At 51.3% G+C, this 26,173-nt stretch carries 28 protein-coding genes and 1 riboswitch; of the genes, 8 read left to right on the top strand and 20 right to left on the bottom strand.

Annotation, left to right across the window (positions count from 1 at the left end):
• Positions 1-37 precede the first annotated feature (37 nt).
• Together LPW40_RS05255 and LPW40_RS05250 are read left to right on the top strand one after the other, a co-directional pair.
• Positions 38-751 (top strand): gamma-glutamyl-gamma-aminobutyrate hydrolase family protein, encoded by a 714-nt coding sequence (locus tag LPW40_RS05255; protein WP_230821181.1) that lies wholly within the window; start codon positions 38-40, stop codon positions 749-751.
• 131 nt (positions 752-882) lie between these two features.
• Positions 883-2,577, top strand: a complete 1,695-nt coding sequence (locus tag LPW40_RS05250; RefSeq protein ID WP_230821180.1) for an ABC transporter substrate-binding protein — start codon at positions 883-885, stop codon at positions 2,575-2,577.
• A gap of 220 nt (positions 2,578-2,797) precedes the next feature.
• Here LPW40_RS05250 and LPW40_RS05245 read toward each other — a convergent pair whose 3' ends face one another.
• The gene (locus LPW40_RS05245; RefSeq protein WP_230821179.1) at positions 2,798-3,265 is read right to left on the bottom strand and encodes a small multi-drug export protein; all 468 of its coding nucleotides are present in this window, start codon (positions 3,263-3,265) and stop codon (positions 2,798-2,800) included.
• 148 nt (positions 3,266-3,413) lie between these two features.
• Here LPW40_RS05245 and LPW40_RS05240 point away from each other — a divergent pair, with 148 nt between their 5' ends.
• Positions 3,414-4,322 carry an acetamidase/formamidase family protein gene (locus tag LPW40_RS05240; RefSeq protein ID WP_230821178.1) on the top strand — a complete coding sequence of 303 codons (909 nt, stop codon included), beginning with the start codon at positions 3,414-3,416 and terminating at the stop codon, positions 4,320-4,322.
• Positions 4,323-4,492: 170 nt separating this feature from the next.
• Here the strand turns inward: LPW40_RS05240 and LPW40_RS05235 are convergent, their stop codons facing one another.
• The 5 genes from LPW40_RS05235 to LPW40_RS05215 all read right to left on the bottom strand — a co-directional run bounded on the left by LPW40_RS05235 (position 4,493) and on the right by LPW40_RS05215 (position 10,264).
• The gene (locus LPW40_RS05235) at positions 4,493-4,828 is read right to left on the bottom strand and encodes a DUF779 domain-containing protein (protein ID WP_230821177.1); all 336 of its coding nucleotides are present in this window, start codon (positions 4,826-4,828) and stop codon (positions 4,493-4,495) included.
• A complete protein-coding gene (exaC, locus tag LPW40_RS05230) occupies positions 4,829-6,349 on the bottom strand; it encodes an acetaldehyde dehydrogenase ExaC (protein WP_230821176.1) in 1,521 nt (506 codons plus the stop codon).
• 138 nt (positions 6,350-6,487) lie between these two features.
• Entirely contained in the window at positions 6,488-9,496 is a 3,009-nt protein-coding gene (locus LPW40_RS05225) for an efflux RND transporter permease subunit (RefSeq protein WP_230821175.1), read from the bottom strand.
• 19 nt (positions 9,497-9,515) lie between these two features.
• Positions 9,516-9,674: a hypothetical protein gene (locus LPW40_RS05220; protein ID WP_230821174.1), complete on the bottom strand. Its 159-nt coding sequence runs from the start codon at positions 9,672-9,674 to the stop codon at positions 9,516-9,518.
• Positions 9,674-10,264: a nitroreductase family protein gene (locus LPW40_RS05215; RefSeq protein WP_230821173.1), complete on the bottom strand. Its 591-nt coding sequence runs from the start codon at positions 10,262-10,264 to the stop codon at positions 9,674-9,676. The genes LPW40_RS05220 and LPW40_RS05215 overlap by 1 nt, the downstream gene beginning before the upstream one ends.
• 159 nt (positions 10,265-10,423) lie before the next feature.
• Here LPW40_RS05215 and LPW40_RS05210 point away from each other — a divergent pair, with 159 nt between their 5' ends.
• Positions 10,424-11,341, top strand: a complete 918-nt coding sequence (locus LPW40_RS05210; RefSeq protein ID WP_230821172.1) for a DMT family transporter — start codon at positions 10,424-10,426, stop codon at positions 11,339-11,341.
• 56 nt (positions 11,342-11,397) lie between these two features.
• Here the strand turns inward: LPW40_RS05210 and LPW40_RS05205 are convergent, their stop codons facing one another.
• The 12 genes from LPW40_RS05205 to LPW40_RS05150 form a co-directional block, all read right to left on the bottom strand.
• Entirely contained in the window at positions 11,398-12,219 is an 822-nt protein-coding gene (locus LPW40_RS05205) for a PhnE/PtxC family ABC transporter permease (RefSeq protein WP_230821171.1), read from the bottom strand.
• Positions 12,219-13,034, bottom strand: coding sequence for a PhnE/PtxC family ABC transporter permease (locus tag LPW40_RS05200; protein WP_230821170.1), 816 nt, complete (start codon positions 13,032-13,034; stop codon positions 12,219-12,221). Before LPW40_RS05200 ends, LPW40_RS05205 begins: the two co-directional genes overlap by 1 nt.
• Positions 13,035-13,045: 11 nt before the next feature.
• Complete coding sequence (gene phnC / locus LPW40_RS05195) at positions 13,046-13,915, bottom strand: phosphonate ABC transporter ATP-binding protein (protein WP_413775990.1); 870 nt, start codon at positions 13,913-13,915, stop codon at positions 13,046-13,048.
• 61 nt (positions 13,916-13,976) lie between these two features.
• Positions 13,977-15,044, bottom strand: coding sequence for a PhnD/SsuA/transferrin family substrate-binding protein (locus LPW40_RS05190; protein WP_230821169.1), 1,068 nt, complete (start codon positions 15,042-15,044; stop codon positions 13,977-13,979).
• 97 nt (positions 15,045-15,141) lie between these two features.
• Positions 15,142-15,960, bottom strand: a complete 819-nt coding sequence (locus LPW40_RS05185; RefSeq protein ID WP_230821168.1) for a PHP domain-containing protein — start codon at positions 15,958-15,960, stop codon at positions 15,142-15,144.
• Positions 15,960-16,655 (bottom strand): phosphonate C-P lyase system protein PhnL, encoded by a 696-nt coding sequence (locus LPW40_RS05180; protein ID WP_230821167.1) that lies wholly within the window; start codon positions 16,653-16,655, stop codon positions 15,960-15,962. The genes LPW40_RS05185 and LPW40_RS05180 overlap by 1 nt, the downstream gene beginning before the upstream one ends.
• 4 nt (positions 16,656-16,659) lie before the next feature.
• Entirely contained in the window at positions 16,660-17,844 is a 1,185-nt protein-coding gene (gene phnM, locus LPW40_RS05175) for a phosphonate metabolism protein PhnM (protein ID WP_230821166.1), read from the bottom strand.
• Positions 17,845-17,855: 11 nt separating this feature from the next.
• Positions 17,856-18,695 (bottom strand): ATP-binding cassette domain-containing protein, encoded by an 840-nt coding sequence (locus LPW40_RS05170; RefSeq protein WP_230821165.1) that lies wholly within the window; start codon positions 18,693-18,695, stop codon positions 17,856-17,858.
• Positions 18,685-19,530: an alpha-D-ribose 1-methylphosphonate 5-phosphate C-P-lyase PhnJ gene (locus LPW40_RS05165; protein ID WP_230821164.1), complete on the bottom strand. Its 846-nt coding sequence runs from the start codon at positions 19,528-19,530 to the stop codon at positions 18,685-18,687. The genes LPW40_RS05170 and LPW40_RS05165 overlap by 11 nt, the downstream gene beginning before the upstream one ends.
• Positions 19,530-20,615, bottom strand: a complete 1,086-nt coding sequence (locus LPW40_RS05160; protein ID WP_230821163.1) for a carbon-phosphorus lyase complex subunit PhnI — start codon at positions 20,613-20,615, stop codon at positions 19,530-19,532. The genes LPW40_RS05165 and LPW40_RS05160 overlap by 1 nt, the downstream gene beginning before the upstream one ends.
• Entirely contained in the window at positions 20,616-21,176 is a 561-nt protein-coding gene (gene phnH / locus LPW40_RS05155) for a phosphonate C-P lyase system protein PhnH (RefSeq protein ID WP_230821162.1), read from the bottom strand.
• 11 nt (positions 21,177-21,187) lie between these two features.
• Complete coding sequence (locus tag LPW40_RS05150; RefSeq protein WP_230821161.1) at positions 21,188-21,607, bottom strand: phosphonate C-P lyase system protein PhnG; 420 nt, start codon at positions 21,605-21,607, stop codon at positions 21,188-21,190.
• A gap of 254 nt (positions 21,608-21,861) precedes the next feature.
• Here LPW40_RS05150 and LPW40_RS05145 point away from each other — a divergent pair, with 254 nt between their 5' ends.
• Both LPW40_RS05145 and LPW40_RS05140 read left to right on the top strand, forming a co-directional pair.
• Positions 21,862-22,119, top strand: a complete 258-nt coding sequence (locus tag LPW40_RS05145) for a UPF0175 family protein (RefSeq protein ID WP_230821160.1) — start codon at positions 21,862-21,864, stop codon at positions 22,117-22,119.
• On the top strand, positions 22,112-22,609 hold the full coding sequence (locus LPW40_RS05140) for a DUF3368 domain-containing protein (protein ID WP_230821159.1): 498 nt from the start codon (positions 22,112-22,114) through the stop codon (positions 22,607-22,609). The genes LPW40_RS05145 and LPW40_RS05140 overlap by 8 nt, the downstream gene beginning before the upstream one ends.
• A gap of 93 nt (positions 22,610-22,702) precedes the next feature.
• Here the strand turns inward: LPW40_RS05140 and LPW40_RS05135 are convergent, their stop codons facing one another.
• Positions 22,703-23,449, bottom strand: coding sequence for a GntR family transcriptional regulator (locus LPW40_RS05135; RefSeq protein WP_230821158.1), 747 nt, complete (start codon positions 23,447-23,449; stop codon positions 22,703-22,705).
• A 12-nt stretch (positions 23,450-23,461) separates the two neighbouring features.
• Positions 23,462-23,845, bottom strand: a complete 384-nt coding sequence (locus LPW40_RS05130; protein WP_230821157.1) for a DUF805 domain-containing protein — start codon at positions 23,843-23,845, stop codon at positions 23,462-23,464.
• Between the two features lie 199 nt (positions 23,846-24,044).
• Positions 24,045-24,146, top strand: a riboswitch (purine riboswitch).
• Positions 24,147-24,224: 78 nt separating this feature from the next.
• Between LPW40_RS05130 and LPW40_RS05125 the strand changes: the two genes are divergently transcribed.
• Positions 24,225-24,809, top strand: coding sequence for a xanthine phosphoribosyltransferase (locus tag LPW40_RS05125; RefSeq protein ID WP_230821156.1), 585 nt, complete (start codon positions 24,225-24,227; stop codon positions 24,807-24,809).
• Positions 24,809-26,131 (top strand): nucleobase:cation symporter-2 family protein, encoded by a 1,323-nt coding sequence (locus LPW40_RS05120; RefSeq protein WP_230821155.1) that lies wholly within the window; start codon positions 24,809-24,811, stop codon positions 26,129-26,131. The genes LPW40_RS05125 and LPW40_RS05120 overlap by 1 nt, the downstream gene beginning before the upstream one ends.
• Positions 26,132-26,173: the final 42 nt, after the last annotated feature.

Genomic DNA, 26,173 nt, shown 5'->3' with positions numbered 1-26,173 from the left:
TACCCTTGTCTGTAAACATATGAAAGGGAGTTTATCCATGCCACAGCCGATCATCGGAATCACGACTTTCATCTCTGAAAAAGGACTGACGCTGCCGACGACGTACATTGATGCCATCAACGATTCGGACGGGGTGCCGATGGTGCTCGCCAAAACAGAGGACCCCGGGAAAATAAAGACCCAGATCGACAACATCGATGCACTGCTGCTCACGGGCGGCAACGATATCGAGCCCGCCCTCTTCGGCGAAGAACCGCATCGGGAACTCGGGGAAATCGAACCCGGCCGCGACGCGTATGAAAGTGCACTCATCGAACATGCGCTTGAAAAAGGCATCCCCATACTCGGCATATGCCGCGGTGCACAGATTTTGAACATCCAGCAGGGCGGCACGATGTACCAGGATATCTACAGCCAGATGGAGGCTGAACTGAACCAGCACACGCAGAAAGCGGCAAGGAATTACCTTGCACATACGGTCGATATCGAGGCGGGTTCTTTATTGCACAGGATCGTCGGCGAAACTTCGATCAAGACCAATACCTTCCACCACCAGGCCAATAAAGATGTGCCGGACCATTTCATCATTTCAGGCTTATCCCCCGACGGTGTCGTCGAAGCCGTGGAGAGCACGGTGCATGACTTCGTCATCGGGCTGCAGTGGCATCCGGAAGGCACCTACTTCAATGACGAGGCTTCAAAGAAAATCTTCCAGGCGTTCGTTGCGGCGGCGGTCCGCCAGTATGCGTAGGATGCGGGGACAGTGATTGCTGTCCCCGTTTTTCTATGCGCTCAATAATTTACTGAATATTTCAAAATAATTTTGTAAAGCGTTTCCACATTAGGTATAATATATTTAAATTCAAACAAGGGGGAAATTAGATGAACAGGAAATTTTGGCTCATCCCGTTGATGTTTGCATTGATGCTCGTGATGGCAGCATGCAACGGCAACGGTGAGGGCAATGGGGACGGAGAAGTCGAGGCGGATGACGATGTGGCGGAAGAAGGCGGCCAGGGAGGGGACCTTACGATCGGGCTGATCAACGAACCCGTCACGATGGATCCGCACGGATCCAATGATATTCCTTCCGCACAGCTCAGGACGCAGATTTTCGACACACTTGTCAGCCAGGACCTGGATATGGAAATCGGCGAGGGGCTTGCGACCGATTGGGAACAGGTCGATGACAACACGTGGGTCTTTACATTGAAGGAAGGCGTGACATTCCATAACGGTTCCGAATTCACTGCAGAAGATGTCGAAGCGACGTTCGACCGCCTGCTCGACCCGAGCGTCGGCGCATCGGTGGCATTCATGTTCGAAATGGTTGAAGACGTCGAAGTCACAGGTGACCACGAAGTGACGCTCCATACGGAGTATCCGTTCGCACCACTCCTCAGCAACCTCGCGCACAACACCGCAGGTATACTGAGCAAGGAAGTCATCGATGAGGATTACCAGAATGCACTCGACAGTGCGGAATCTGAAGTCACACTGGAAGAATACTATGAACTGAGGGAAGAAGGCGGGGATGAATTCGAGGAAGTCTCCGAAGCAATCGCTGCGGAACTCGGTCAGGTCATCGCTGAAAACCCGGACGGCACCAACCATCTTCAGCTGTCCGAAAGGAATCCGGGGGACAATGTCGTGCTTGAACGCTTTGAGGATTTCCACGGCGATGAACGCAATTTCGACACGGTGACATACAGGGTCATCCCTGAGAACCAGTCGCGCCTCGCTGAACTGGAAACTGGCGGCATTGCGGTCAACGACAGCGTCGATGCCGAGAACATGCCGCGCGTCAGGGATCATGAGGATACCGACATCATCGATCAGGACGGTTTATCCATGACCTACCTCGCATTCAACTATGAAAAAGAACCTTTTGACGATGAAAATGTAAGGAAGGCGATTTCCCACGCCATCGACCGTGACAGCATCATCAACGATATGCTGGACGGCCGCGGTATCCTCGCCTCGACGCATATTGCACCGCCGGTCTTCGGCCATGACGATTCCCAGGATGAAATGGAATACGACCTGGAACAGGCGCAGGAATACATGGCACAATCGGACCACCCGGACGGCTTTGATGCGACAATCTGGATGTCCGATTCTGAGGTGAACAGGGACATCGCACTGTTCATGCAGGATACATTGAGCGAGATCGGCGTCAACCTGGAAATCGAGCAGTATGAGTTCGGCACATTCCTTGAGATGGCCGACCAGGGCGACCATGATATGTTCATGCTGCAGTGGATCACGGTGACGGGCGATGCGGACTACGGTCTGTATCCGATGTTCCACACCGACAGCCAGGACGGTTCGGGCAACCGCTGGAACTACTCGAATCCTGAACTTGATGAACTGCTGGAAGCAGGCAGACAGGCAAGCGATGAAGGCGAACGCGAAGATGCGTACGCTGAAGCCCAGGAGATACTTGTTGAAGATCTGCCGATCGCCCCGCTCTACTACGGTGAGCTTGGCATCGGGGTGAATGACACGCTCGTGGAAGGCGTTGAACTCGATCCGGTCGGCATCATCAGGCTGGAAAACGTATCATTCCCGGAATAAACATTAAAGAGGCTGCTTTTGCAGCCTCTTTATTATCGGATATATGCGGGACGCCCAGGGTGGAGAATCGATTATCTTTTGAATTCCGGGCGACTTAATCGAATAGCGATTCCAGAATCGATTATCTCTTTATTTCCATGTGACTTACTTAATCGAATAGCGACTCCAAAATCGATTATCTCTTTATTTCAGACGGACATAATCGAATCAGGCCAACTCATCATGAATTCAAGTAGCTTTGCAGGAACTGCATATCTTCAAGCCCGAGGAGATCCGTCCCGTAATGGGCGAGTATCGCAAGCGGCAGTGTCCAGAGGATGAGGCTCAAAGTGACGTACGCTACGGTCTTCGTCTTGGTCGCCCCGAATGACACGGCCGCGATGGCTGCGACATGCGAGCTGAGGAGGATCGGCCCGAGGAACACGAATCCGTAGAAGCCGAACTTCTTCCATATGCCTTCCGCCCGCCTGCTCCGTTTGGATTCTTTATTCTTCATGAACCAGTCCCGCACCTTCTCACTGAAGATGACGACCAGGAAGATTGTCAGAGCGTTGCCGAGGATCCCTGCAATCAGTGACGGTATCAAACTCGAGCCGCCGAGGATCGCAATCGGCACGACGAACGTCGCTTCGAAGAGTGGTATGGCGCCTAATATGAATATTGTAAGATAAACGATATAACCGGACATTTACAACCCTGCTCCCTGCTTGATGTTTTGCGTAAGATCACTCCGGCGCCCACGGCCCCGGCCAATTCAAAAACTATATATATCCTTATTTTAAAGGTATCCTATATGTAACGGTTCAAAACTTTTAATTATATGACGGAGGGTAATCATGCATCATAATTTAACAAAAGACAACAAATTTTATGCAATGGACAAGAACAATGCACCTGCGCTTTACGTCGATTCCGGGGATACGGTCGTAATGGAGGCGCACGACTGCTTCACCGGCCAGATCACTTCCGAGGAGGATACGACGACAAGATTGAACTGGGATGAGATCAACCCTGCGACCGGCCCCGTCTATGTGAACGGCTTGAAGCCGGGAAATGTGCTGAAGGTGACCATCGAGAAGCTCGACATCGGCGACGAGGGCATCGTCGTGACCGGTCCTGAGTCCGGAGTCATGGGCGATGAGCTGACCGAGTTCACACGGAAGATACTGCCGATCGACAAAGAGAAACAGACTGTCGATTTCGACGGCCTTGAAATTCCGGTCAATAAAATGATCGGCGTCATCGGTGTCGCGCCTGAAGGCGACCCTGTGAACAACGGCACTCCCGGCGACCACGGCGGAAACATGGACTCCATCAAAATCACCGAAGGTGCCACACTCTACCTGCCTGTATTCCATGAAGGCGGCCTGTTCGGACTCGGCGATGCCCACGGCGCCATGGGTGACGGGGAAATCGGCGTATCCGGGCTTGAAGTGGAATGCGAAGCCACCGTAAAGCTTGAAATCGTTGAAGATATCGACATTTCGCATCCACTGCTTGTTAATGAGGAAGGTGCCTATATGAACGTCTCTAAAGTCGATCTCGACACTGCAGTCGATCAGAGCGTCAAGGAGATGATCAAGTTCCTTAAACCATACGCCGGGAAATCAGTCGATGAAATGGCGAAACTGCTGAGCCTGACCGGCCACACCCAGGTCAACCAGATCGTGGATCCGAAGAAAACCGCCAGATACTTCGTGCCGAAGTACGTGCTGGATCACTTTGGAGTACCTTTATACAAATAAAACCGCTTTTGGCAGTTCAACACCTGCTCGCGGGCGAAACGAGCATCCATTAAACTTTTAACACCTGTTCGTGAACGAAACGAGCAGGCGTTAAACCGAATAAAGGTCAAAATCAGCAAAAAACCTGCAGTCCTTTTCAATAAAAGGCACTGCAGGTTTTTTATTTCAAATCATTTCGGCTCGCTCCGGATGTGGAACCGCACGCCTCTCGGGCCTTCTACACTGAACATGCCGCCGTTGCCTTTGACGACATCGACCGTGAGTTTCGTGTGCTTCCAGTATTCGTACTGCTGGCGGTGCATGTAAAATTCCACACCTTCAATTTCCCCGAGCTTCACATCGGCGGGGCCGATGATGATCATGTCCTTCTTCAGGCACATCGGGCTCGAGCCGTCACAGCATCCTCCTGACTGGTGGAAGACGAGTTCGCCGTGTTCTTCCTTCAATTCCCGGATCAGATCCTTGGCGGATTGTGTTGCATCCACAGATTTGTTATCTGCCGTCATTTAGAAAAATCCTTTAGGTGACTCTCCGTAGCTGATGAGCAGGTTCTTCGTCTGCTGATAATGGCTCAGCATCATCAAGTGGTTCTCCCTGCCGATACCACTCATTTTGTATCCGCCAAATGCAGCATGTGCCGGGTAGTCATGATACGTGTTCACCCATACACGTCCTGCCTGGATCGCCCGTCCGAAACGGTACGCCCTGTTCTGCGACCTTGTCCATACACCTGCACCCAGTCCGTACATGGTGTCATTCGCAATCTCAAGCGCTTCTTCATCGTCTTTATAAGTTGCGACCGCAAGTACCGGTCCGAAAATCTCTTCCTGGAAAATCCTCATTTTGTTGTTGCCTTTGAAGATCGTCGGTTCGATGTAGTAGCCTTCACCGAGTTCGCCGTCCATCTCCTTGACGTTTCCGCCCGTCAGGATTTCAGCGCCTTCCTTCCTGCCGATATCGAGGTAGGAGGTGATTTTCTCCTTCTGCTCGCGGGATGTCTGTGCACCCATCATCGTATTTTCATCCAGCGGGTTGCCGACCTTGATCTCTTCTACCCGTTTGATGACCCTTTCCATGAATTCATCGTAAATGTCCTCATGGATGAGTGCACGTGACGGACATGTACACACTTCACCCTGGTTCAGCGCGAACATCACAAGTCCTTCAATCGCCTTATCCAGATAGCCGTCATCTGCGTCCATGACATCTTTTGCGAAGATGTTCGGCGATTTGCCGCCCAGTTCAAGCGTCACCGGGATGATGTTCTGGCTCGCATTCTGCATGATGATCCGGCCGGTAGTCGTCTCACCCGTGAATGCAATCTTATTGATGTCCTGATGCGTCGCAAGCGCCTGTCCCGCTTCAGCGCCGAAGCCGTTCACGATGTTGAGGACGCCTTTTGGCACGATATCCTGGATGAGTTCCGCGAAATGCAGGATCGTCGTCGGCGTCTGCTCCGCCGGCTTCAGCACGATCGAGTTGCCGGCAGCGAGTGCCGGTGCAATCTTCCACGCAGCCATGAGCAGCGGGAAGTTCCACGGAATGATCTGCCCCACTACACCGAGGGGCTCATGGAAATGATACGCGACGGTATCTTCATCGAGCTGCGAGATGCTGCCTTCCTGTGCACGGATGACGCCCGCAAAATATCTGTAGTGGTCGACCACCAGAGGCAGATCCGCATTCAGCGTCTCCCTGACCGCCTTGCCGTTCTCGAATGTTTCAAGCACCGCAAGCTCCTCCAGGTGTTCCTCCACTTTATCCGCAATCTTCAATAACACCATGCTTCTTTCGGCCGGAGAAGTCTTCCCCCAAGACTTCTGCGCCTCGTGTGCCGCCTTCACCGCATTGTCCACATCCGCCTGCTTCGAGCGCGGCACCTGTGACACGACCTGGCCGATGACCGGTGATTCATTGTCGAAATACTCGCCGTCCACCGGGTCGACCCATTCTCCCCCTATGAAATTCTGGTACTTGTCCTTGATTTTGTATTGAGCATTTTCTTCATTCGGAAATTCAAATGCCATTTAATACACCCCTTTGTTTGATATGATTCAATTTTATCCGATAATTCCGGTTCTTACAATCTTTTTGTATCCGCTTACAATTATATTTTCTGATAATAAAAATCACCCCCTGCAATGAGCAGGAGGTGATCTGTTTCATCAATCTTTGTACTTTATTCTGTAGTAGATCATATACAGGCTTGGCGTCACAATCAGCGACAGCACCGATGAAAATGCAAGGCCTGCGATGATGGTGATGGCAAGCGGTTCGAACAGCGGATCCCCGCCGAGTGCGACAGGCAGCAGCGCGATGATCGTCGTGATCGTCGTCAGGAGGATCGGCCGCATCCGGGCACGTCCGCTTTCGATGATCGCTTCATTGATCACGAAGCTGCCGTCCTTCCGCCTTGCCTCAATGAAGTCGACCAGCACGACCGCATTCCTCACGACGATTCCGGCAAGGGACACCATCCCCATCACGCCCATGAAGGACAACGGCGTCTGGGTGACGAACAGTCCGATGAAGCCGCCGCTGATGGAGAGGAAGATACTGAATACGATAACGAGCGGCAGGACGAGCGAGTTGAACTCGAATGCAATCACAAGATAGACGAGTACGACGATCACTGCGAACAGGACGCCGATTTCAATGAAGAAGTCCGTCTGATCTGTGGCCTCGCCGCCGACGACGATGTCGGTCGTATCATTCATATCCCCTGCAAGTCCGTCCACGATTTCCTCGACTTCACTTTCCTCGAGGTTGTAAACCTCCATCGAAACCTGGCGGTCCCCGTTATCATGGGCGATCGTCTGGTATTCGTTCGTCTCTTCAAGGTCTACAAAATCAGCAAGCGGGAAGGTTTCAGGCGCTTCTCCTGAAAATTTGATGATGTCTATATCTTCCAGGTCATATTCATCTGCGTACTTCATCGTCGATTCGACCTGCTCATCCTCGATGATGATTTCCTGGACAGGGATGCCCTGTCCGAGCAGGTTCAATTCGTTCTTCACCTGGGAGACGGAAAGCTCTGCATCTTCCAGTGCCTCCCGGTCGATGGCATACTTGACGGTATCGACCGGCTCACCCATGTTGGATGTGACGATTGCACCTTCCGATTCTAGTCCCTCCCTGAACGTCTCGAGTGACTCCTCGAGGAGGTCGAGATCTTCATTGTAGACGTCGAGCGTCACAGGCGCACCTTCCGGCGGACCCTGGACGATCGTGTCCATAAAGATCTTCGCCTCCGGGAATTCCTCCCGGAGATCCGCTTCATAAGTGTCGATGACCTCTGAAGCACTCATGACTTCCTTATCGATGTATAAGGCAATCTGGGCGGTATGTTCGCCGGACTGGTCCAGGGAGGCACCGAACAGGTTCGGCAGCCCGGACCCCGTAAACCGGGTCACACCTTCCAGATTATCGATGGTATCACTCAGATAATCGACGATCTCACCTGTGCGCTCATGTGTCTCCTCAATCGTCTGTCCGTCATCGAACAGCACATCCACGGTCACTTCCGAGCGGTCCGCCTCAGGGAAGAATTCAAATGGCGTGAACCGCACGAGTCCAAGTGACAGCAAACCGACGACCAGCACGATGCTGAACGTGATGACAGGCCGTCTGATGAATTTCGGCAGCATCCGGTCCGCATACCAGTTCGATAGCCCGGTGAACGCCTTGCCGAAAATCCCTGCATTCTCGGAAATATTCTTGACGGGCATGAGGTACCTCAATGCCGGCACAAGGAAGATCGCAAGTATCGTCGAAACGATGATCGTCGTGATCAGGATGCTCGGCAGCGCCCGTATGAACTCGCCGTTCGCCCCGGACAGAAGCAGCAATGGCGAGAATGCAAGGACGATCGCAAGCGTCGAGGCGATGACCGAAGGCGCAACTTCCTTCATGCCGTTGTACATGGCATCACGCTTATTGTCGCCGATCGACAGCCGGCGTTCGATATTGTCGTTGACCACGATCGAGTCGTCGACGAGTATGCCGAGTGCGATGATCAGGCCGATGACGGAAATCTGGTTCAGGTCGACCCCGAGCCAGGGCAGCGGGATCAGCCCGATAAAGATCGACAGTATGACCGTGATCATAACCACGGCAGAACCGATGAACGATAATCCGAGTGATGTACCGACAATCACCGCGACGAGGGCGAGCAGGAGCGAGGTGTACAGTCCGACGAAAATCTCCTCAACATTCTCGCGCTCCGATGATATCGTCGTGACGGATATGTTTTCATCGAACTGGTCCGTATGTTGTGAAACGACCGCTTCGACGCTTTCGGATGTCGAAGGCACATCCTCCCCGGGACTCAGGAACACTGTGAATGATACAGCCTCTTCCCCGTTATGCTCGATGATATCCTCCCGCTCATCAGCGGTGAGTTCAATAGAGGCAATGTCCGTAAGGGGCGTGTCGTCATCCCCGATCCGGATGCTTTCGAACGTATCGAGCGGGGCCATGCTCTCGAAGCTCAGCCGGATGTTTTCATCATCTTCGACCTGGCTCCCGAGGATGACCGGGTTGAAGGACTGGTCGATCTCCTGGATGATCTGATCCGGTGTGATCTGATTTTCCTCCAGCGCCTCCCGGTCGAGATCGATATTGACCGTACGGTCATCATAACCTTTGATCGTGACATCACTGACCCCATCCATCTGTGTCACATCAAGGGCGAGGTCATCGACCTGGCTCCTCAGATCTTCAAGCCCCTCCCCGTTTTCACTCTGGAATATGTAGCTCAGCAGCGGAAACGCATTGCTCACGCTTTCCACCTGCGGCTGGGCTGCATTTTCCGGCAGGTCTCCGGCCACCTGGCCGACCAGGTTATTGATATCATTTTCCACCTGGTCCGGTTCAGCTTCATCCGAAAGTTCCATGGTGACGACTGAAACATCATCCTGTGAGACGGATGACACGGTGTCGATGCCGTCTATTCCGAATATATCGCTTTCAATCACATTGGTGATGTTCGTCTCGACATCCGCCCTGTCGGCGCCGGGCCACGGTGTCGTTATATTGATGACGTTGACTTCGACTTCGGGTATTTCCCTGTTCTCTATGGTAAGAAATGTATATACGCCAAGCAGTGCGATGGTGATGATCAGAATCACCAGCAGACGGCTGCGTTCCAATAAAACTTCAAATATATTCTTCACGTTGCAGTCTCCGATTCGTTTAAAGTTCGGCCGTATAGCTCATATACATGCCGATGATGAATAATATCGCCACCCCGATATATGAAGGGATGATCCAGTTTTCCGGAATGATCGTCATCGTTCCGAACATTAATAACGTACCTAAAAAGAATAAGACCGTGGCCAGGATTTTCCTCATTATTCCGTTTCACCCGTGATCCATTCAGTCTTCTCCTGGTGCGGTATCCTGTGGACTTTGAGATCGTCCCTCATAGCGGACTCGCCTAAAAATACCGCACCGAGGATCTCCTCATCCTGACGCAGGTTGAAGTAATCCTTCACCGGCTCCGCATGATAGGCCGGGCCGCTCTTCCAGATTGCACCGATGCCTTTACTGTGGGCTTCAAGGAGCATATTCTGCACGGCGGCCGCGACTGCACAGACATCTTCCGTATAGATCGCTTTCTTATTGTCGAGGTCCCTTGAAAGGACGGCGATGATGATCGTCGGGGCGAGCATCGGCTTCGCTGCAATTTTCATGATGCGCTTCTCGGCTTCAGGCGATTCCGGGTCATCCGCTTTTGCGGTCGCCCATTTCTTCATGACATCCGACAGCTGCTTCCTGCCCTCGCCCTGCACCACGATGAATCTCCATGGCTCGGTGAAGTAATGGTTCGGAGCCCATGTGGCCGCTTCGATCAGACTTTCAACGGTCTCGCGGTCAAGCGGTTCCGTGTCCTTAAAGATCTTCACGCTTCTTCTTGTCCTGATTGCATCTGAAACATTCATTGATTATCTCTCCTATGGTCAGTATCACCTTACTATATTACTTGTTTAGCGAAAAACTCTCAATTGATATACTGGAAAAATGATATGATTGTTACAGCATATATAATAAATATGCCCGGATAAAAAACTTCCGGGTTTACAAAGAAAGCAGGAAATGCCGTGTACCTCCTTATATTGCTCGGTGTCCTCGGCGGTATGGCCGTACCGCTGCAGACTTCCATCAATGCAGAATTCTCAAGATTTTCAAGGGCTGTCTTCATCACTTCGTTCTATTCATTCCTCGTCGGAACGATTGCTTTATTCGCCATGAACCTGGCACTGAACACCGAAAAGTTCTCCGCATCATTCTTCGGTGCGCAGGATTATTCATACATATGGTTCACCGGGGGGGTGATGGGCGTCATCTTCCTTACGGCGAACTTTGTCCTGCTCCCGCGGATCGGTGCGGCGCTCACCGTCATCGTCACGGTCACGGGGCAGATGATCATCGGCATCATGATCGACACTTTCGGCTGGTTCGAGGCCGCACCCCAGCCGTTCCATCCGATGCACATCGCCGGCGTGTCGTGCCTCATCATCGGCATCATATATATGAACATCAATAAAAGACTCGCCGTCGGCGAACAGCATTCCCGGGCCTGGGTGTTCCTCGGCCTGTTCACCGGGATGATCCCGCCGATGCAGACTGCGGTGAACAGCGCGCTCAGCCTCGAAGTCGACTCGACGCTGTTTGCAGCATTCATCTCATTCCTGATGGGGACGACCGCCCTCTTCTTCATCGCCCTCATCGTGCACCGCAGGCTGTCCTTCAAACTCAAGGTGGACGGCACTGCATTCAAACCGTGGTACTTCACGAGCGGACTGCTCGGAGCGGTCTACATCGGGATGAACATCCTCCTCATGCCTTACCTCGGCGTGACTTTGACGATGATGTCCGCCATCTTCGGCCAGATCATCATGGGTCTCCTGATCGACCACTTCGGGCTGCTCGGACTGCCGAGGCAGCCTGTCGGCAGACGGCGCATCATCGCCGTCGCAATCATCGTTCTCGGGATACTCATACTGCAGCTGTTCTGAGAATATAAAAAACGTACGCCGGACTTCCTCGGGAAGCGGCGTACGTTTTTTTCGTTTCAGGCTTTGACCTTCAGCCTGTTTGCGATGAGTTCGAGTATGATCGCAACGATCAGTATGATGATCGTGATCATGCCCACTTCATTCATATCATAATAGAAAGTGCTCGACATGAAGAGTTCATAACCGATGCCGCCTGCCCCTGCAGCGGCACCCATGGCGACCGCAACGCCGAAGTTGATTTCAAAGCGCAGGAACGTCCATGAAATGAGATAGCTCTTCGTCTCCGGTATGACGACCTGGAAGAGGATCTGCCAGTAGCTCGACCCGGTTGCACGCAGCGCTTCGATCTTCCCTTCATCGATCTCTTCGAACGCTTCCGAGTATGCCTTGACGAGGTAGGCGACCGAGTGGAACATCATGCCGATCACCGCCGCAATGGAACCGAGTCCCGCCGCAATCGCGAATATCAGCACCCACAGTACGGTCGGCACTGCACGGGCGATCGTGATCACACCTTTGATCAGTGTGCTGAGCCACGGCTTGGAGAGGTTCACTGCCGTCCCGAATGCAAGGAACAGTGAAATTACTGCACCTAAGATGGTCGAGAGGAATGCGAGCGACAGCGTCACCACCACCTGGGACATCGCCGTGCCGAAGCCGACCTGGCTCAATTCCGGCTGCAGGAACATCTGGTACAGGTTGCTCAAAGTGTCGGCGATTGCCTGTGACAGGACAAGCCCGCTGTAATCCATCATGAAGAATCCGGCAACCGTGAACAGTGCCGTGCCGATCAGAATCCATTTCAGGGATTTCTGTCCGCGTGTGGGCCGGTTGATTTTTATTTTGCCGTCATGTGTACGGTCCAGTTGTAAATCCATCAAATGATCTCCCTTCTGATACGGTTTGAAATTGTTTCAATGATCAATACCGCAACGACGATCGACAGCGTGATCAGGGAAACCATTTCGTAATTCAGCTGTTTGTAGTAAAGATCGAATAAGTAGCCGATACCTGTACCTGTGAGGAGCCCGACGAGTGTTGCGCTCCTGATGTTCGTCTCTATCATGAACAGCGTCCAGCTGAAGAGCTGGGGCATGCTGCCCGGGAGCACCGCCTTGAAGATCATCTGCGGGTAGGTCGCACCGGTCGCCCTCAAGGCTTCGATCGAATCGCTGCTCGCTTCATCGATGGTCTCTATGTATGCACGGACGAGGAAACCGAATGTCGCGAAAAACAGCGCAAGGAATCCCGTTGCCGAGTTCGTTCCGAAGCTCAGGACGAGGATGAGTGCCCAGGCCACGACCGGGATGTTACGGCTGATGGAAGCGACGAGTTTCGCCACATACATCAGAAATGTGTTCACCTGTGTCAGCTGTGAACCGAGCAGGGCGAAGATGAGCGCGAACACCGAAGCCGTCGTCGTCGATACGATCGAGATGAGGATCGTCTCCCACAGGAGCCTGAGCACCGTCGGGAAGTTGGCAAGCGTCCCTGCTGAGAAAAGCATATTCGAAAACAGCCAGGAAATCGCCGCCGGGATGCTGACGAGGCCGTCGATATGATCATAATTCGTGATCTCACCCGCGAGGATGATCAGCCCGAGTATGATGAGGACTGCAATCGTCAGCCTGAGATGCTTTTTGCGGATGATGTTCACCCTGGATAAATGTTGTGTTGATGATTTACTGCTCATAATTTTTCACCCTACTCCACTATCAGTTCATCAGCTTTGGAGCCGTATATTTTCGTGACGACGCCCTGATCCAGTTCTTCCGGGACATCATTGAAGACGATCTCACCAGCGTTCAGTCCGATCATCCGGTCGGAATATTTCTTTGCGACATCGACCTGGTGGAGGTTCACGATGACCGTGATGCCGCGCTCGCGTGAGATGCGTTTCAAGTATTCCATGATGACCATGGATGCCTTCGGGTCGAGTGAAGCGATCGGTTCATCACATAGTATGATCTTTGGATCCTGGATCAGTGCCCTGGCGATGCCGACACGCTGTTTCTGACCGCCGGACAGTTCATCGCAGCGTTTATAGATATGGTCTTCGATGCCGAGTTCCGTGATGATTTCCAGTGCCTTCTCCTTTTCCTCCTCGGAATAAAGGGAGAATATCCCCTGCAGGCTGTTCTTGTAGCCGAGCAAGCCGTGCAGCACATTTTCGAATACGCTGAGACGGTCGACCAGGTTGTAGTGCTGGAAGATCATGCCGATATCCGTACGCATCTTCCGAAGGCCTCTGCCCTTGAGCTTTGTGATATTTTCATCACCGAAGATGATTTCGCCGCTGGTCGGTTCGATCATCCGGTTGATCGTGCGCAGCAATGTCGATTTGCCGGCACCTGAAGGTCCGATGATCGACAGGAGTTCGCCTTCCTTGATGTCGAAATTGATGTTTTTCAGCACTTTCGTATCTTTCGTATAATTTTTGTACAGGTCTTTCACCTGCATGATGACCGGACGCTCGATGATCTTCTCTAAATGTGCTTCCTCCGGAAAATTGAATATGACGGGGTCGGCTTTCTTTTCTGTTACTTTGGAACGGCTTTTCAATTCGGTAGCCACTCATATTCCTCCTAATTAAAAGAAGGGAGTCATCTCCCTTCTTTTATGAATTTCTTATAAATTACTGGTTGAGTTCCCTGATCGGGTCGAACCATGCGTCTTCAACTTCAACGAATCTCTCATCCGCAGACTTCGTGAACAGTGCCGGTGCATCGGAATCTTCAGGAACGAAGATCTTCTCGTTGTTTGCGACTTCATCCGAAGTCATCGTTTCCCGCAGTGATGCAACTTCTTCCTCGCTCAATGTGCCTGTGTTCATGATGAACGGTGCGTTCAGTACCGGAGTCGCGGAGATGATGCCGAATTCCTGTCCGCCCATGCTCTCGAACGGCTGTGCAGCGTCTTCTTTCACCTGGTATGTTGCGCCTGCCGTATTTTCCTCGCCGTCGACCACTTCAACGTAGTTCTCGACACATGTATCACAGAATGCTGCAAGGTCCGCCCTGCCGTTCAGCAGGTTCACTGCAGAACCCTGGTGCGTGTTGCCGAACATCACTTCATTGAAAAGTGTGCCGCTTTCAGCAAGATCTTCTGCTTCGAGATCTGCATATTCTTCCTGCTCGCTGAAGTGTGCGACCAGTGTGGAAGATGGCACCCTGAACCCTGATGTGGATGAAGATGACACGAATGAGAAGTTCTTACCTTCGAAGTTATCGAGGGAGTAGCCGCCTTCGCCGTCCGAATATTCCTCCATGTTTTCAGGAAGTGCCGCAAACCAGCTGTAGTAAAGTGCGTCTTCTTCAGTGCCTGACGGGCCTGACGGCACCACCAGCGGCTGTATCGCATCATTTCTGTCGTTTGCCTGTATGTAACCTTCCGCGCCTGTAAATGCTAAATCTGCGTTGTCATTGACGATGCTTTCGATTGCGATGGCATAATCCGTCGTCAGCTGATGTTCAACTTCACGTCCGGTCGCCTCTTCGATGATCGCGCCCATTTCATCGCGTCCGTCTTCCAGTTCATTGCCGGATTCGTTCGGATACCATACGAGGACGATCGGGTCGTCGTTCGTCTCACCGCTGTCCGCGCCATCCGAGTTGCCTTCAGCGGAAGCATCCTCGCCTGAACCGTTGCCGCATGCTGCAAGGAAAACCGTTAAACCCAATAATAGGTATATTAAATTTCTCATGAATAGACTTGCTCCTTAGTGATTGATTTTTAATCCTTCTTCATTAAAAACGATATTCATTCACCCGTAAACACGATTTACCATCTCTTAACACAAGTTAAGAATATCCCAACAATTGCCGTTCAAACCTTAACATTCCCGCGTCAACGCCGACGTCCACCGCCGTGCCGAAGCTGCCGTGGTAATCACTGCCGCCCGTGAGCGCGAGTCCATATCGATCCGCGATCTCCCTGATGCGCGCATGGTCATCTGCATCATGATCGGGATGGAGCAGTTCAATACCGTCGATCAGGCCGATGTTCTCTTCGATGAAATCGTAGCTGTCCATCTGGCCGGGATGTGCGATGACGGCGAGTCCCCCGTCCGCCCTGATTGCATGGAGCGCATCCCGCGCATCGATGTACTCGATGTCCCCGGATGCAGGTCCCTCCCCTTTGAAAAGGGATTTGTACAGATGCTGGTAGGCGCCGGATTCATAATCGTTGTCCGTCAGATACTGCATGATGTGCTGTTTGTAGATCACGCGGGACGGCTTTGCGGTTTCTGCGATCGTCTCCGCGTCCACTTTGCAGCCTGCTCTGTTGATGCGTTCGATCTGCCAGAGTGAATGTTTATGGCGCCGCGCAAGCAGCGGTCCCGTCAGTTCCTTGATGTTCAGGGCATCAGGGTCATAGCTGTAGCCGAGCACATGGATTTTCCTGCCGCGTTTGAAGTCATAGGCGGAGATTTCAATGCCGGGAATCAACCTGATGCCCGCTGCCTCTGCCGCCGGCAGTGCTGCCTCATACGTTCCGGTGATGTCATGATCGACGAAGCTGAGTGTGGTGACACCCGCCCGGCGCGCTTTCTCAATCACCGCCTCCAGGCTGTCTGCACCGTCCGAATGATTGCTGTGCACATGAAGATCGACACGCATCATACCGTCTCCTTCACTGCACGCGCGGACATGTCATACACTTTGTCACACAGACCTTCCATGAATTCAAGGTCGTGGAAGATCCCGATCAGCGTCGTGCCGCTGTCCTTCAATTTAGAGATGGACTCCCGCACCTTAAGCTTCGATGCCTGATCGAGTGAGGCTGTCGGTTCATCAAGCAATAAAAGCCTCGGTGCCTTGACGACTGCACATGCGATATTCAGCCTGAGCTTCTCGCCGCCTGAGAAAGTGTTCGGATAGTTGTGCCATAATGCCTCGGGCAGGTCGAAATGGCGGAGCGTCTCCTCGGCGGTCACTTCCGCCGTCACCCGGTCCACGCCCATCTCAAGCAGTGACAATACGACAAGCTCAAAAGAGGTCGTCCTCGGCATCACTTTCAAAAACTGGGATACATAGCCGATTTCAGTCTTCCTGAGCCTGATCAGATCATGATCCGGGATTTCATGCAGGTTCACAGTGCCGAAGCGCTCGGAATCATAGAGGATCTGCCCTTCATTCGGTTTGTAAGTGCCGTAAATACTTTTCAACACCGTCGACTTGCCGCTGCCGCTCTTCCCGACGATGCCCAGGAATTCACCCTTTTCAACATTAAAGGAGATGCCTGAGACCGCCTTGCGCGTCTGATTCAAATGATGGGTCGTAAACGATTTGCCGAAATTTTCAACTGTTAACATTCTCTCACTCCACTCTGTAATGATAGCGGCTCACGGTGAAGCCGTTGACGATGCATTCCGTGATCATAGGGTAGTCATCATCCATCTGGATGACGTTGATGTCCGCCTTTTTTCCGATTTGGATCGAGCCGATTTCATCGTCCATATTGACCGCTTTTGCCGGGTTGACGGTGATCAGTTTTACCGCTTCCGCGAGCGGCACGCCGTACTGCTGGTGCAGCTGGAAAACGCCGTGCAGCATCGATGCAGGATAATAGTCGCTGCATAGAATCGATATACAGCCCGCTTCAATGGCTTCACGCGCATTCAGATTGCCGGAATGTGAGCCGCCGAGCATGATGTTCGGTGCACCGGCGAGCGTATGCATTTCCCCGCCGTGGGCATATTTTGCGACATCCATGTATATCGGGAATTCACTGATCGTCGTGCCGAGCTTTTTGGCAAGATCGATCTTCTCCGTCGAATCATCGTCATGCGAGGCGACGGCGATCCCCCTGCTGATGGCAAGATCCGCAAGTTCCTTCATATCTTCAAATGATAATGTATCGTGGCTCTGCTTCTGTTCCATCACCTGGACGATCTGGGCGTCGGATAAGTCCTGATAGCCCTTCATCGTCTTCAGGTACATTTCAATATCCCGGTACTGCCCCTGGCCCGGCGTGTGGTCCATAAAACTGAGCAGATGCACGCGGTCTTTTTCAATATGCTCCCGAATCATCGGGACCTGTTCGACCGAATCGATTTCAAAACGCGCATGCAGGCGGTGCCTGATCAGCCTCTTCTCATTGTGGGTCTGATCGATCGCCCGGATGAGTTTATCCACATTCTCCGGCGAACGGACCGGCTTATGACCGAACATGTCCTTCTTATAAATCGACAGTGAATGGAAGATCGTCGAGATGCCGTGTGAACTCAAAATCCGTTCGGACTCGCGTATCCCGAGGTGGACGTCCATCATGGACGTCGGGCGCGGGGCGACGATGCCCTCTATATAATCTGAATGGATATCGATGAAGCCCGGGGTGATGTAGCCGCCCTTCGCATCGATGACCGAGTCTGCATCTTTGACATAATGCCCCGCCTCAGCTGCAGGCAGTATATCTATGATCACGTCCTTGTCGATGACAACCGCACCATGCTCAAGCATTTCATCTTCCAAAATGATGTTTCCGTTTATGATTACTTTCAAAATGGTTCCTCCTAAAGAATCGAATAGACAAGCTGCTGTGTGTATTCGTGCTGCGGGTCTTCCAAAATCTGATCGGTGATGCCGCTTTCGATGACTTCACCGTTCAAAAGCACCATCGTCCTGTCGCACAGCATCCGGATGATGGCGAGGTCATGGGAGACGACGATCATGCTGACGCCCATCTCCCTTTGGATCTCCTTGATCAGTTCAAGCACATCCGCCTGTACCGACAAGTCAAGACCCGTCGTCACTTCATCGAGGAGCAATATCGGCGGATAGTTGGACAGCGCTTTTGCGATCTGCACCCGCTGCTGCATGCCGCCCGAGAAGTTTTTGGGCGCTTCAAACTTCCTCGATAACGGGATGTTCACTTTTTCAAGGAACATATCACCGCGCGCCGTCATTTCACCGACGTTCCTGCTGCCGCCCGCAATCAATTTCTCAGCGATGTTCGTCATCGACGAGAAGTTGATCTTCAGACCGTGCAGCGGGTTCTGATAGACCATGCCGAGCTGCTCGTTGCGGATTTCGCGTTTCTTCTGGGATGATACGTCAAAGACGTTTTCAGCGCCGTTTTCATAGGAGCGCAAGTAGTAGTCCCCCGATGTATTCTCCTGATCGAAGTACATCATCTTCATCAGCGTACTCTTGCCGCTGCCGGATTCGCCCACGATGCCGAGTATTTCACCTTCATGCAGGTCGAATGAGATGTCGCGGACCGCATGGACGGTGCCGCAGTCGGGGCATATGTTGCCGTTCAATATGGATGTGTCCTCCCGGCAGGCCTCACAGCCCTCACCGAAACGTTTTGACACGTCGCGGATGGACATCACGATATCATTAGTTGACATGCTCTTCCTCCTTGTTCAACTGCTCAAGCATATAGCTTGTATCATTTGTGACATAATATTTTTCGCCTGTATCCGGATCGATGAGCTCATCCATGAAGACGCCGCTCGCACCGGACTCGCGGCAGACTTTATCTGAAAAGTCCTCGATTTCAAACGGATGGTCGTCGAATGCAAGGGATGCCACATGCGTATGCGGCGGCACAGCATAAATCTTCTTCTCACGGCCTGCCCCGAGCAGTATCAATCCTTCGTTGTCGTTCATCTTCGGGTTGTCGAACCTCGGGATCGGACTCGGCGCCATGACATATCGTCCGTTCACGAGCACCGGATAGTCCGCATCATCCGTGACATGGCCGTACTTCATGATCTGTTCGAACATCTTGATCCATGCACCACTGTATTCCTTGTCGCCGTGCAGCGCCTTCGTCACGCGTTCCGACGGCTCGACCGCCCGGAGCGGTTCCGGCATCGGCACCTGCAGCACGAGTATCTGCGACGGGTGGAGCGGCACTTCGGGAATCCTGTGGCGTGACTGGACCAGTGTCGCCTCATTCATATCTATCGTCTCTTCGACGCCGGTGGTGTCCTGGATCAGCTTCCTGATGTTGACCGCGTTCACCGATTCATCGGACCCCTGGTCAATCACCTTGATGATATCCTCCCGCCCGATGAGCGAGAGCGTCAGCTGCAGTCCGCCGGTGCCCCAGCCGCGTGCGATCGGCAGCTCCCTTGATGCGAACGGCACCTGGTAGCCCGGTATCGCGATCGCCTTCAATGTTTTGCGGCGGATCTCCTTTTTAGAATGTTCATCGAGAAATGCAAAATTTTGAACCATTATTCCGACTTCCTTCCCGACTGCCTCATGCGGTCCAGCTTCGACTGGAACGTCACGTAATGCGGCAGCTTCAAATGTGAAATAAAACCCGTCGATTCGACTGAATCGATATGGTACAGCACGAATTCATCATCCGTCGTCGGTGCATTCTCCACCGGGTGCGACAGGCTGTAATCAAGCACGCTCATCGCGATCGCCTTCGTCTCATTCTGTCCGAATGTCAGACCATAGCCGATGTTGAACGTCATCTCCGACTGATGGTCCTCTTTATCCGAGCTTTCTTTTTCATCCGGCAGGAAAGCATCGATTTCGGTGAGTTCGATGTCCCCGATGAAATATTCCTCCCCGTCCATGTCTTCGATATGAACCGGCTGATCCCCAACGCGGCATTCGCCGATGTTTGGATGCGTCGAGAAGCCGTAGCCCCTGATCTCAGCGTAGCCGAGCGAAGTGACCGCACCGGTCTGGCCGCGTGTGAGCGACTGCAGCCGTTCACTCCTCGATGAAGGATACTCTATCGACTTCTTCGTGATGTCGTCCGGCAGTGTGTCATCGATTTCCGGTTTCGAATAAAGGCCTTCCGCCTCCAGGTAGTCGATGACTTTCGGCAGTGCATCAAGCTTATAGTCGTATTCAATTTCTTCCTCGCCTTCATCCGTCACATAGTCCGCAAGCGTCTGCAGCCCGAGGAGCGCATCATCCAGCAGGCGGTGGGTGTAGTCCGGGGAAGCGCCGAGTATCTGGCCGCCCGGTATATCCTTGAAGCTCGCAGAAACGCGCCTTTTGACGAACATTTCCCGTGTATTGGTCACAGTTGAGTAATATAATCTCGGCAGTGTCGAGCGGTGGGCACGCATCAGGAAGACCGCTTCCTCCATGTTCCCTTCCGCCTGCTTGATTGCGAGCGCGCACAGATCCCTGTCGTAAAAGCTCGCTTCCGACATCACCTGGTTGATGAGCTGGCGCATGTTCGTCTTGATGCTTTCAACCTCGATATCCTGCCCTTCCCTGAAGCGCCTGGATTTGTACATTTCAACGGATTTTTCAATGGCCTCTTTTCCGCCTTTTACAGCAACGTAACCCATTTATATCACCTCGATTTTCGTAGTTCTTGGTATTGCCATCATATTGTTCGCACCATCTGCAATTATCATGTCCACGCCGAGCGGGTATTCTTTGCATTTTTCATTTCTGAGTCCGATCCAACGGGGTTCCAGTGAAATATTGATGATTGTTTCTTCCTTTATGCCCGGCCCCGTCAGGCGGTACCCGCTGCCTTCGTGCAGAGAGTCTGCTTCGATGATCACCGTGGCCGATTTTTCAGGTGAAGCGAGCGTCCCTGCCGCCGCCTCTTCAAAAATCCGGGCTTCCAGATCTTTCTCCTTCACAATCAGGTAATCCGAGTGTTCAATGTCCGCACCCTGTTCGCTCCCCGTCAGAAGGGAGATCTCCTGGCCGTCGCTCTTGAATGTCGTATGGAACGTCACTTCGTTGTCGAGCAGCGTCACCGCTGTCATCAGCACCCCGTCGCCGAATGTGCTGTAGTTATCCATGTTCTCCATCGTTGCGGCAATTTTGCCCGGGTAGCTGAATATGTCGACGAGTGTCCTGTAATGTTTCTGTGTCTGATGAATCTGTGTATTCAATTGACTGCCTCCTAATCGTTCATCATGTCGAAATTCACTTTGGTCCGTAGAATTTCCTGTGTTTTTTTATGGACCGCTTCCGCTTCCCGGTCTTCCAGGTCACTTAAGATGTTGTTCAATGTATAGGTGAATTGATCCGTCTTGAAGCACAGATCGATGAATGCGAGCGCGGTGCTGAGTTCCGGTTCGTCACCTTTGACGACACCGAGTCCGATTTCCTTCCCGTGTCTGAGCTTCGTTTCAGTGACCCGCACTTCACCGAGGTAGAACAATGAATTCTGTGCATGTTCGCGCACCTTGATCATCGTGAGTCCCTCCACCGGGCCCGAGACCGTGGTATATTCCATCTGATCTTTATGTAAGGCGTAAAATTCCGCCGCTTCTTTTTTTCCGTAACGGATAAATAAGGTTGTCCATTTTTTCTTGTTCATGTCATCCGCCTCCCTCATGAATAATGCTAACTTGTTGCCAAGCTGAAAACATTTAAGAGTCTGTAAAGTATGTAAAGACTGGAATACAATCAGCGGATAACATGAAAAAACGGACGCAAAATCTTTACAATGAGATTTTGCGTCCGTTGATGATTCCATAGACACTCCATATGGGACTCAAGCTATGAAAGACAAAAATATTCTGACTTCAGTAAATTTAAGGTATAATGATATTATGAAAGGACGTGATTTTTATGGAATATAAAACGAAGATCACCATTCCAGAAGACATAGTGCTTTCCTTAAGAATAAGCGATGAAGATATTGTAAAAGATATGAAACAGACACTGGCAGTGAAGTATTACAAAGAAAGAAAACTCTCCTTGGGTCAGTGTGCTGAACTTGCTGAAATGCCAAAGGAGGATTTCATCAAGTTACTGTCTTCAAATGAAATCTCCATATTCAATTTTGAAGATGATGAAGAACTATTGGAAGATATCAGAAATGCGTAAAATAGTGGTGAATTCAACTCCGCTGATTGCACTTAATAACATTGGACAGTTGGATTTACTTGAAAAAGTATATGGAGAAGTAATAATCCCAACGGCTGTTTATGAGGAAGTAATATTAGATGTAAAGACTGTTAAACCCAATGATTTTATTAGAGAGAGTGGCTTCATTACTATTGCTGATATAAGAAATGAAGAAGCGAAAAAATTATTTGGGACAAGCCTTCATAAAGGTGAAGTAGAAGTGATGATACTTGCAAATGAAATAAAAGCAGACCTTTGTATAATAGATGATTTATTAGCCCGAAAATATGCAAAATACCATAATTTAAAAGTGACAGGAACTATAGGTGTAGTGTTAAAATCAAAACAGCTCGGTATAGTAGAAAACGTGAAGACATTGTTGGATGAATTGATTAATGCCGGTATGTATATTGATACAAAACTATATAGTAAAGTTCTTGAAATAGCTGAGGAAGATAACAATTCATAAATAAAAAAAATATCCAGACCTTGATACACATCATCAAGGATCTGGATATTTTAATGAAAAAAAGTCTTTTGACAGAGCAAATCAATATTACTTTTACTGACTTGTGATCAGTTTATGTTTGAAAAGGTCACTTCTGTAGAGGATGCGGACAAATTCGAGCTGGATGCCTCTTTCTTCATCGTGAGTATCCGTTTCGTATATGAAGAGTGGCACCAATTCATTGCACTTTAATATTTGCTGCTCATCGATTGTCGGAAATGCCGTAGAAATGACGGATGTCTTTGATTTTAAATTTGTAAAACCTTCTTTTTGGTAATATCCGAAGACCGAATCGAGTTGATTTTTATCCCTCTCGATATCAGGCACGAACTTCTCCCGGATGTACGAAATGTGGATGGCACATGGTATATCGTAGACGATCCTGAGCCGTGCAACTTTGAATATCCGCTCATCCGGCCCGCAGTTGATGCGGTCGTCATACAGCCGGATTTCCTCGTCGGTGACATAATCCGCATGAATCACTTCACTTCTATATGGAAGGTTCTGGCTTCTCATCTTTTCTGAAAAGCTGACGCGCCCCGAAATATCCAGTTCAATCGTCGGTATCTTCTTCTTGATGAAACGCCCGACCCCCTGCCTGCTTTCAACCAAGCCCATCTTCTCCATCGTGACCAGGGCATTGCGTACCTCGATCCGCTTCACCTGATATTCATCAGCGAGCGCATTTTCACTCGGCACCTTATCCCCCGGCTGCAGCGTATGGTTAATGATTTGCTCCTGCAGTGCATTCCTTATGATGTTCTCTTTAGAAATATGGAGTTCATCCACGAATATCGTCACCAGACCTTTCCTCTATTTCCTAAGCTTATCACTCGGCAGAAGTGTCAATATGAAGCCGACTGTATTGAATAGTGCGATGACGGTGATGATGACGGCTTTCATCCATTTTGCCACAAAATTCATGAACACGAGCGGGAGCAGCAGGAACGACAGCAGCTGCGGTAGCTGGAACCAACCTGAGACCCCTGCATCCTGGTATCGCCTCGACGTCAGGCTGATCGACGGCAGGATGGAGAGGACGCCAATGACATCCTCCAGCCGGCGCGGCAGGTTCAATGAACGTATCAACACGCTCGCCACCACCAGGGCAAAAGTCGGCAGCCAGTAATCCTTCCTTGTCGCCCTCCCCCTGAACTGGAATGTTTTCCTGAAAAAATCGTTTAAAGACTGAATCATGTTATATCCTCCCCTTTGAAGTTCTCTTCCCCTTCAATTATACAGAACAAGTTCCTGTTTTTTCATCTGGGCTTTTATTTTACAATATATTTACTGAAAACACGAAAGTTATATTGTAATTTTATATTGAAAACGTTATTTTCGAGCACATTGACAAATTATCACCTTGATAAGTTCGTGTTTTATGTTAATATAAGTATCAATAAAATCAAATTACACTCATATAATCGCAGTGATATGGTCTGCAAGTTTCTACCGGGAAGCCTTAAAGTTCCCGACTATGGGTGGGTAACTGCCGTGGTCTGTCTGCACCCGGAGTGTGCTCATCTCATGATGAAACGCTCCGGGTGTTTTTTAAATATACGAATGAGGTGTCATTGTGGAATTACTGAAGGACAGAATCATCAAAGACGGTACGGCATTATCGGAAACGGTTTTGAAGGTGGATCAGTTTTTGAATCATCAGATCGATCCGGTGCTTATGGTGGAGATCGGGAAAGAATTCAAAACACGGTTCGAAGGTGTGAAAATCGATAAAATACTGACGCTGGAATCATCCGGCATCGCGCCGAGCGTCATGACGGGACTTGAGCTGTCCGTACCCGTCGTATTCGCCCGGAAGCGGAAATCGCTTACGCTGACCGACGGCCTTCTGACGGCGGATGTCTACTCCTATACAAAGCAGGAGACGAACAATATCGCGGTCGCAGAAAAGTTCATACAGCCGGGAGACAACGTGCTCATCATCGATGACTTCCTCGCAAACGGCGAAGCCGCGAACGCACTCATACATATCGTCAAAAAAGCGGAGGCCACAGTCGCAGGCGTCGGCATCGTCATTGAAAAATCATTCCAAAAAGGCGGCCACGAACTCCGCGATGCCGGTTACCGTGTGGAGTCGCTCGCGCGCATACAGTCACTCGGTGCGGGGGAAATAAAGTTCATGGATGAGGTGAGAAACTGATGCAGCTGTCCAAAACGAAGCAGCTTTCACTCGGCCTCCAGCATGTTCTCGCGATGTATGCAGGTGCGGTCGTCGTGCCGCTCCTAGTAGGCAGCGCCCTCGGACTGACAGCCGCACAGCTCACCTACCTGATTGCCATCGATATCATGATGTGCGGCGTCGCGACGATCCTGCAGGTATGGAAAAAGAAATTCTCAGGCATCGGCCTTCCTGTCGTGCTCGGTTGTACATTCACCGCTGTCGGTCCAATGATCGCCATCGGCAATACTTACGGTATACCGGCGATTTACGGAGCGATCCTCACAGCAGGACTCTTCGTTATTCTGATCGGCTCGTTCTTCAGCAGACTGGTGAGACTCTTCCCGCCGGTCGTCACAGGAGCAGTCGTCCTCATCATCGGTGTCACTCTCGTGCCGGTCGCGATGAATGACATCGCCGGCGGACAGGGCAGTGCAGATTACGGCTCGATGACCAACCTGATGCTCGGCTTCGGTACACTTGCCGTCATACTGATCCTTTTCAGGTTCGGCAAAGGGTTCCTCAAATCGATTGCGATACTGTCAGGCATCATCATCGGCACCGTGGTGGCAGGATTCATGGGCATGGTCGATTTCAGTGCAGTCGGTGAAGCGTCATGGTTCCATCTGCCGCAGGTCTTTTATTTCGGGACACCTGAATTCCACCTGATACCAATACTTACAATGATGCTTGTCGTGACGGTCGGCCTCGTCGAAGCGACAGGAGTATACTTCGCCCTCGGCGACATCACGGATAAGAAAGTGGAAGGCGACGACTTGAAGAGGGGATACCGCGCAGAAGGCATCGCCATCATCCTCGGCGGACTGGTCAATGCATTCCCCTACACGACTTATTCGCAGAACGTCGGCCTCGTGCAGCTGTCCGGGGTTAAAAGCAACCAGATCATCTATATCGCAGGCGGGATGCTCATCCTGCTCGGCCTCGTCCCTAAAATCGGGGCCATCACAATCGCAATCCCGACACCCGTCCTCGGTGGCGCGATGCTCGCCATGTTCGGCATGGTCATCGCCTACGGCATCAAGATGCTCAGCCGCGTCGATTTCAGCGACCAGAGGAACCTGATGATTGTTGCGATATCCGTCGGCATGGGCCTCGGCGTGACCGTCGTCCCTGAAATGTTCGCGATCGTCCCTGAAAACCTGAAGGTGATCACAGAAAGCGGCATCGTCATGGGCAGCACCACCGCCATCGTCCTGAACTTCATCTACCATATCGGTGATATGGGCTACATGAAATCAAGGAAGAAGGTGGAGACACCGATTGGTGAACAAGTGACCGAATAAATAAAAAAGACATCAGTCTGAATTACAGACTGATGTCTTTTT

This window comes from Salinicoccus halitifaciens (genome assembly GCF_021026095.1).
Classification (GTDB): Bacteria; Bacillota; Bacilli; order Staphylococcales; family Salinicoccaceae; genus Lacicoccus; species Lacicoccus halitifaciens.
This window is presented reverse-complemented; position numbering and strand designations above follow the sequence as displayed.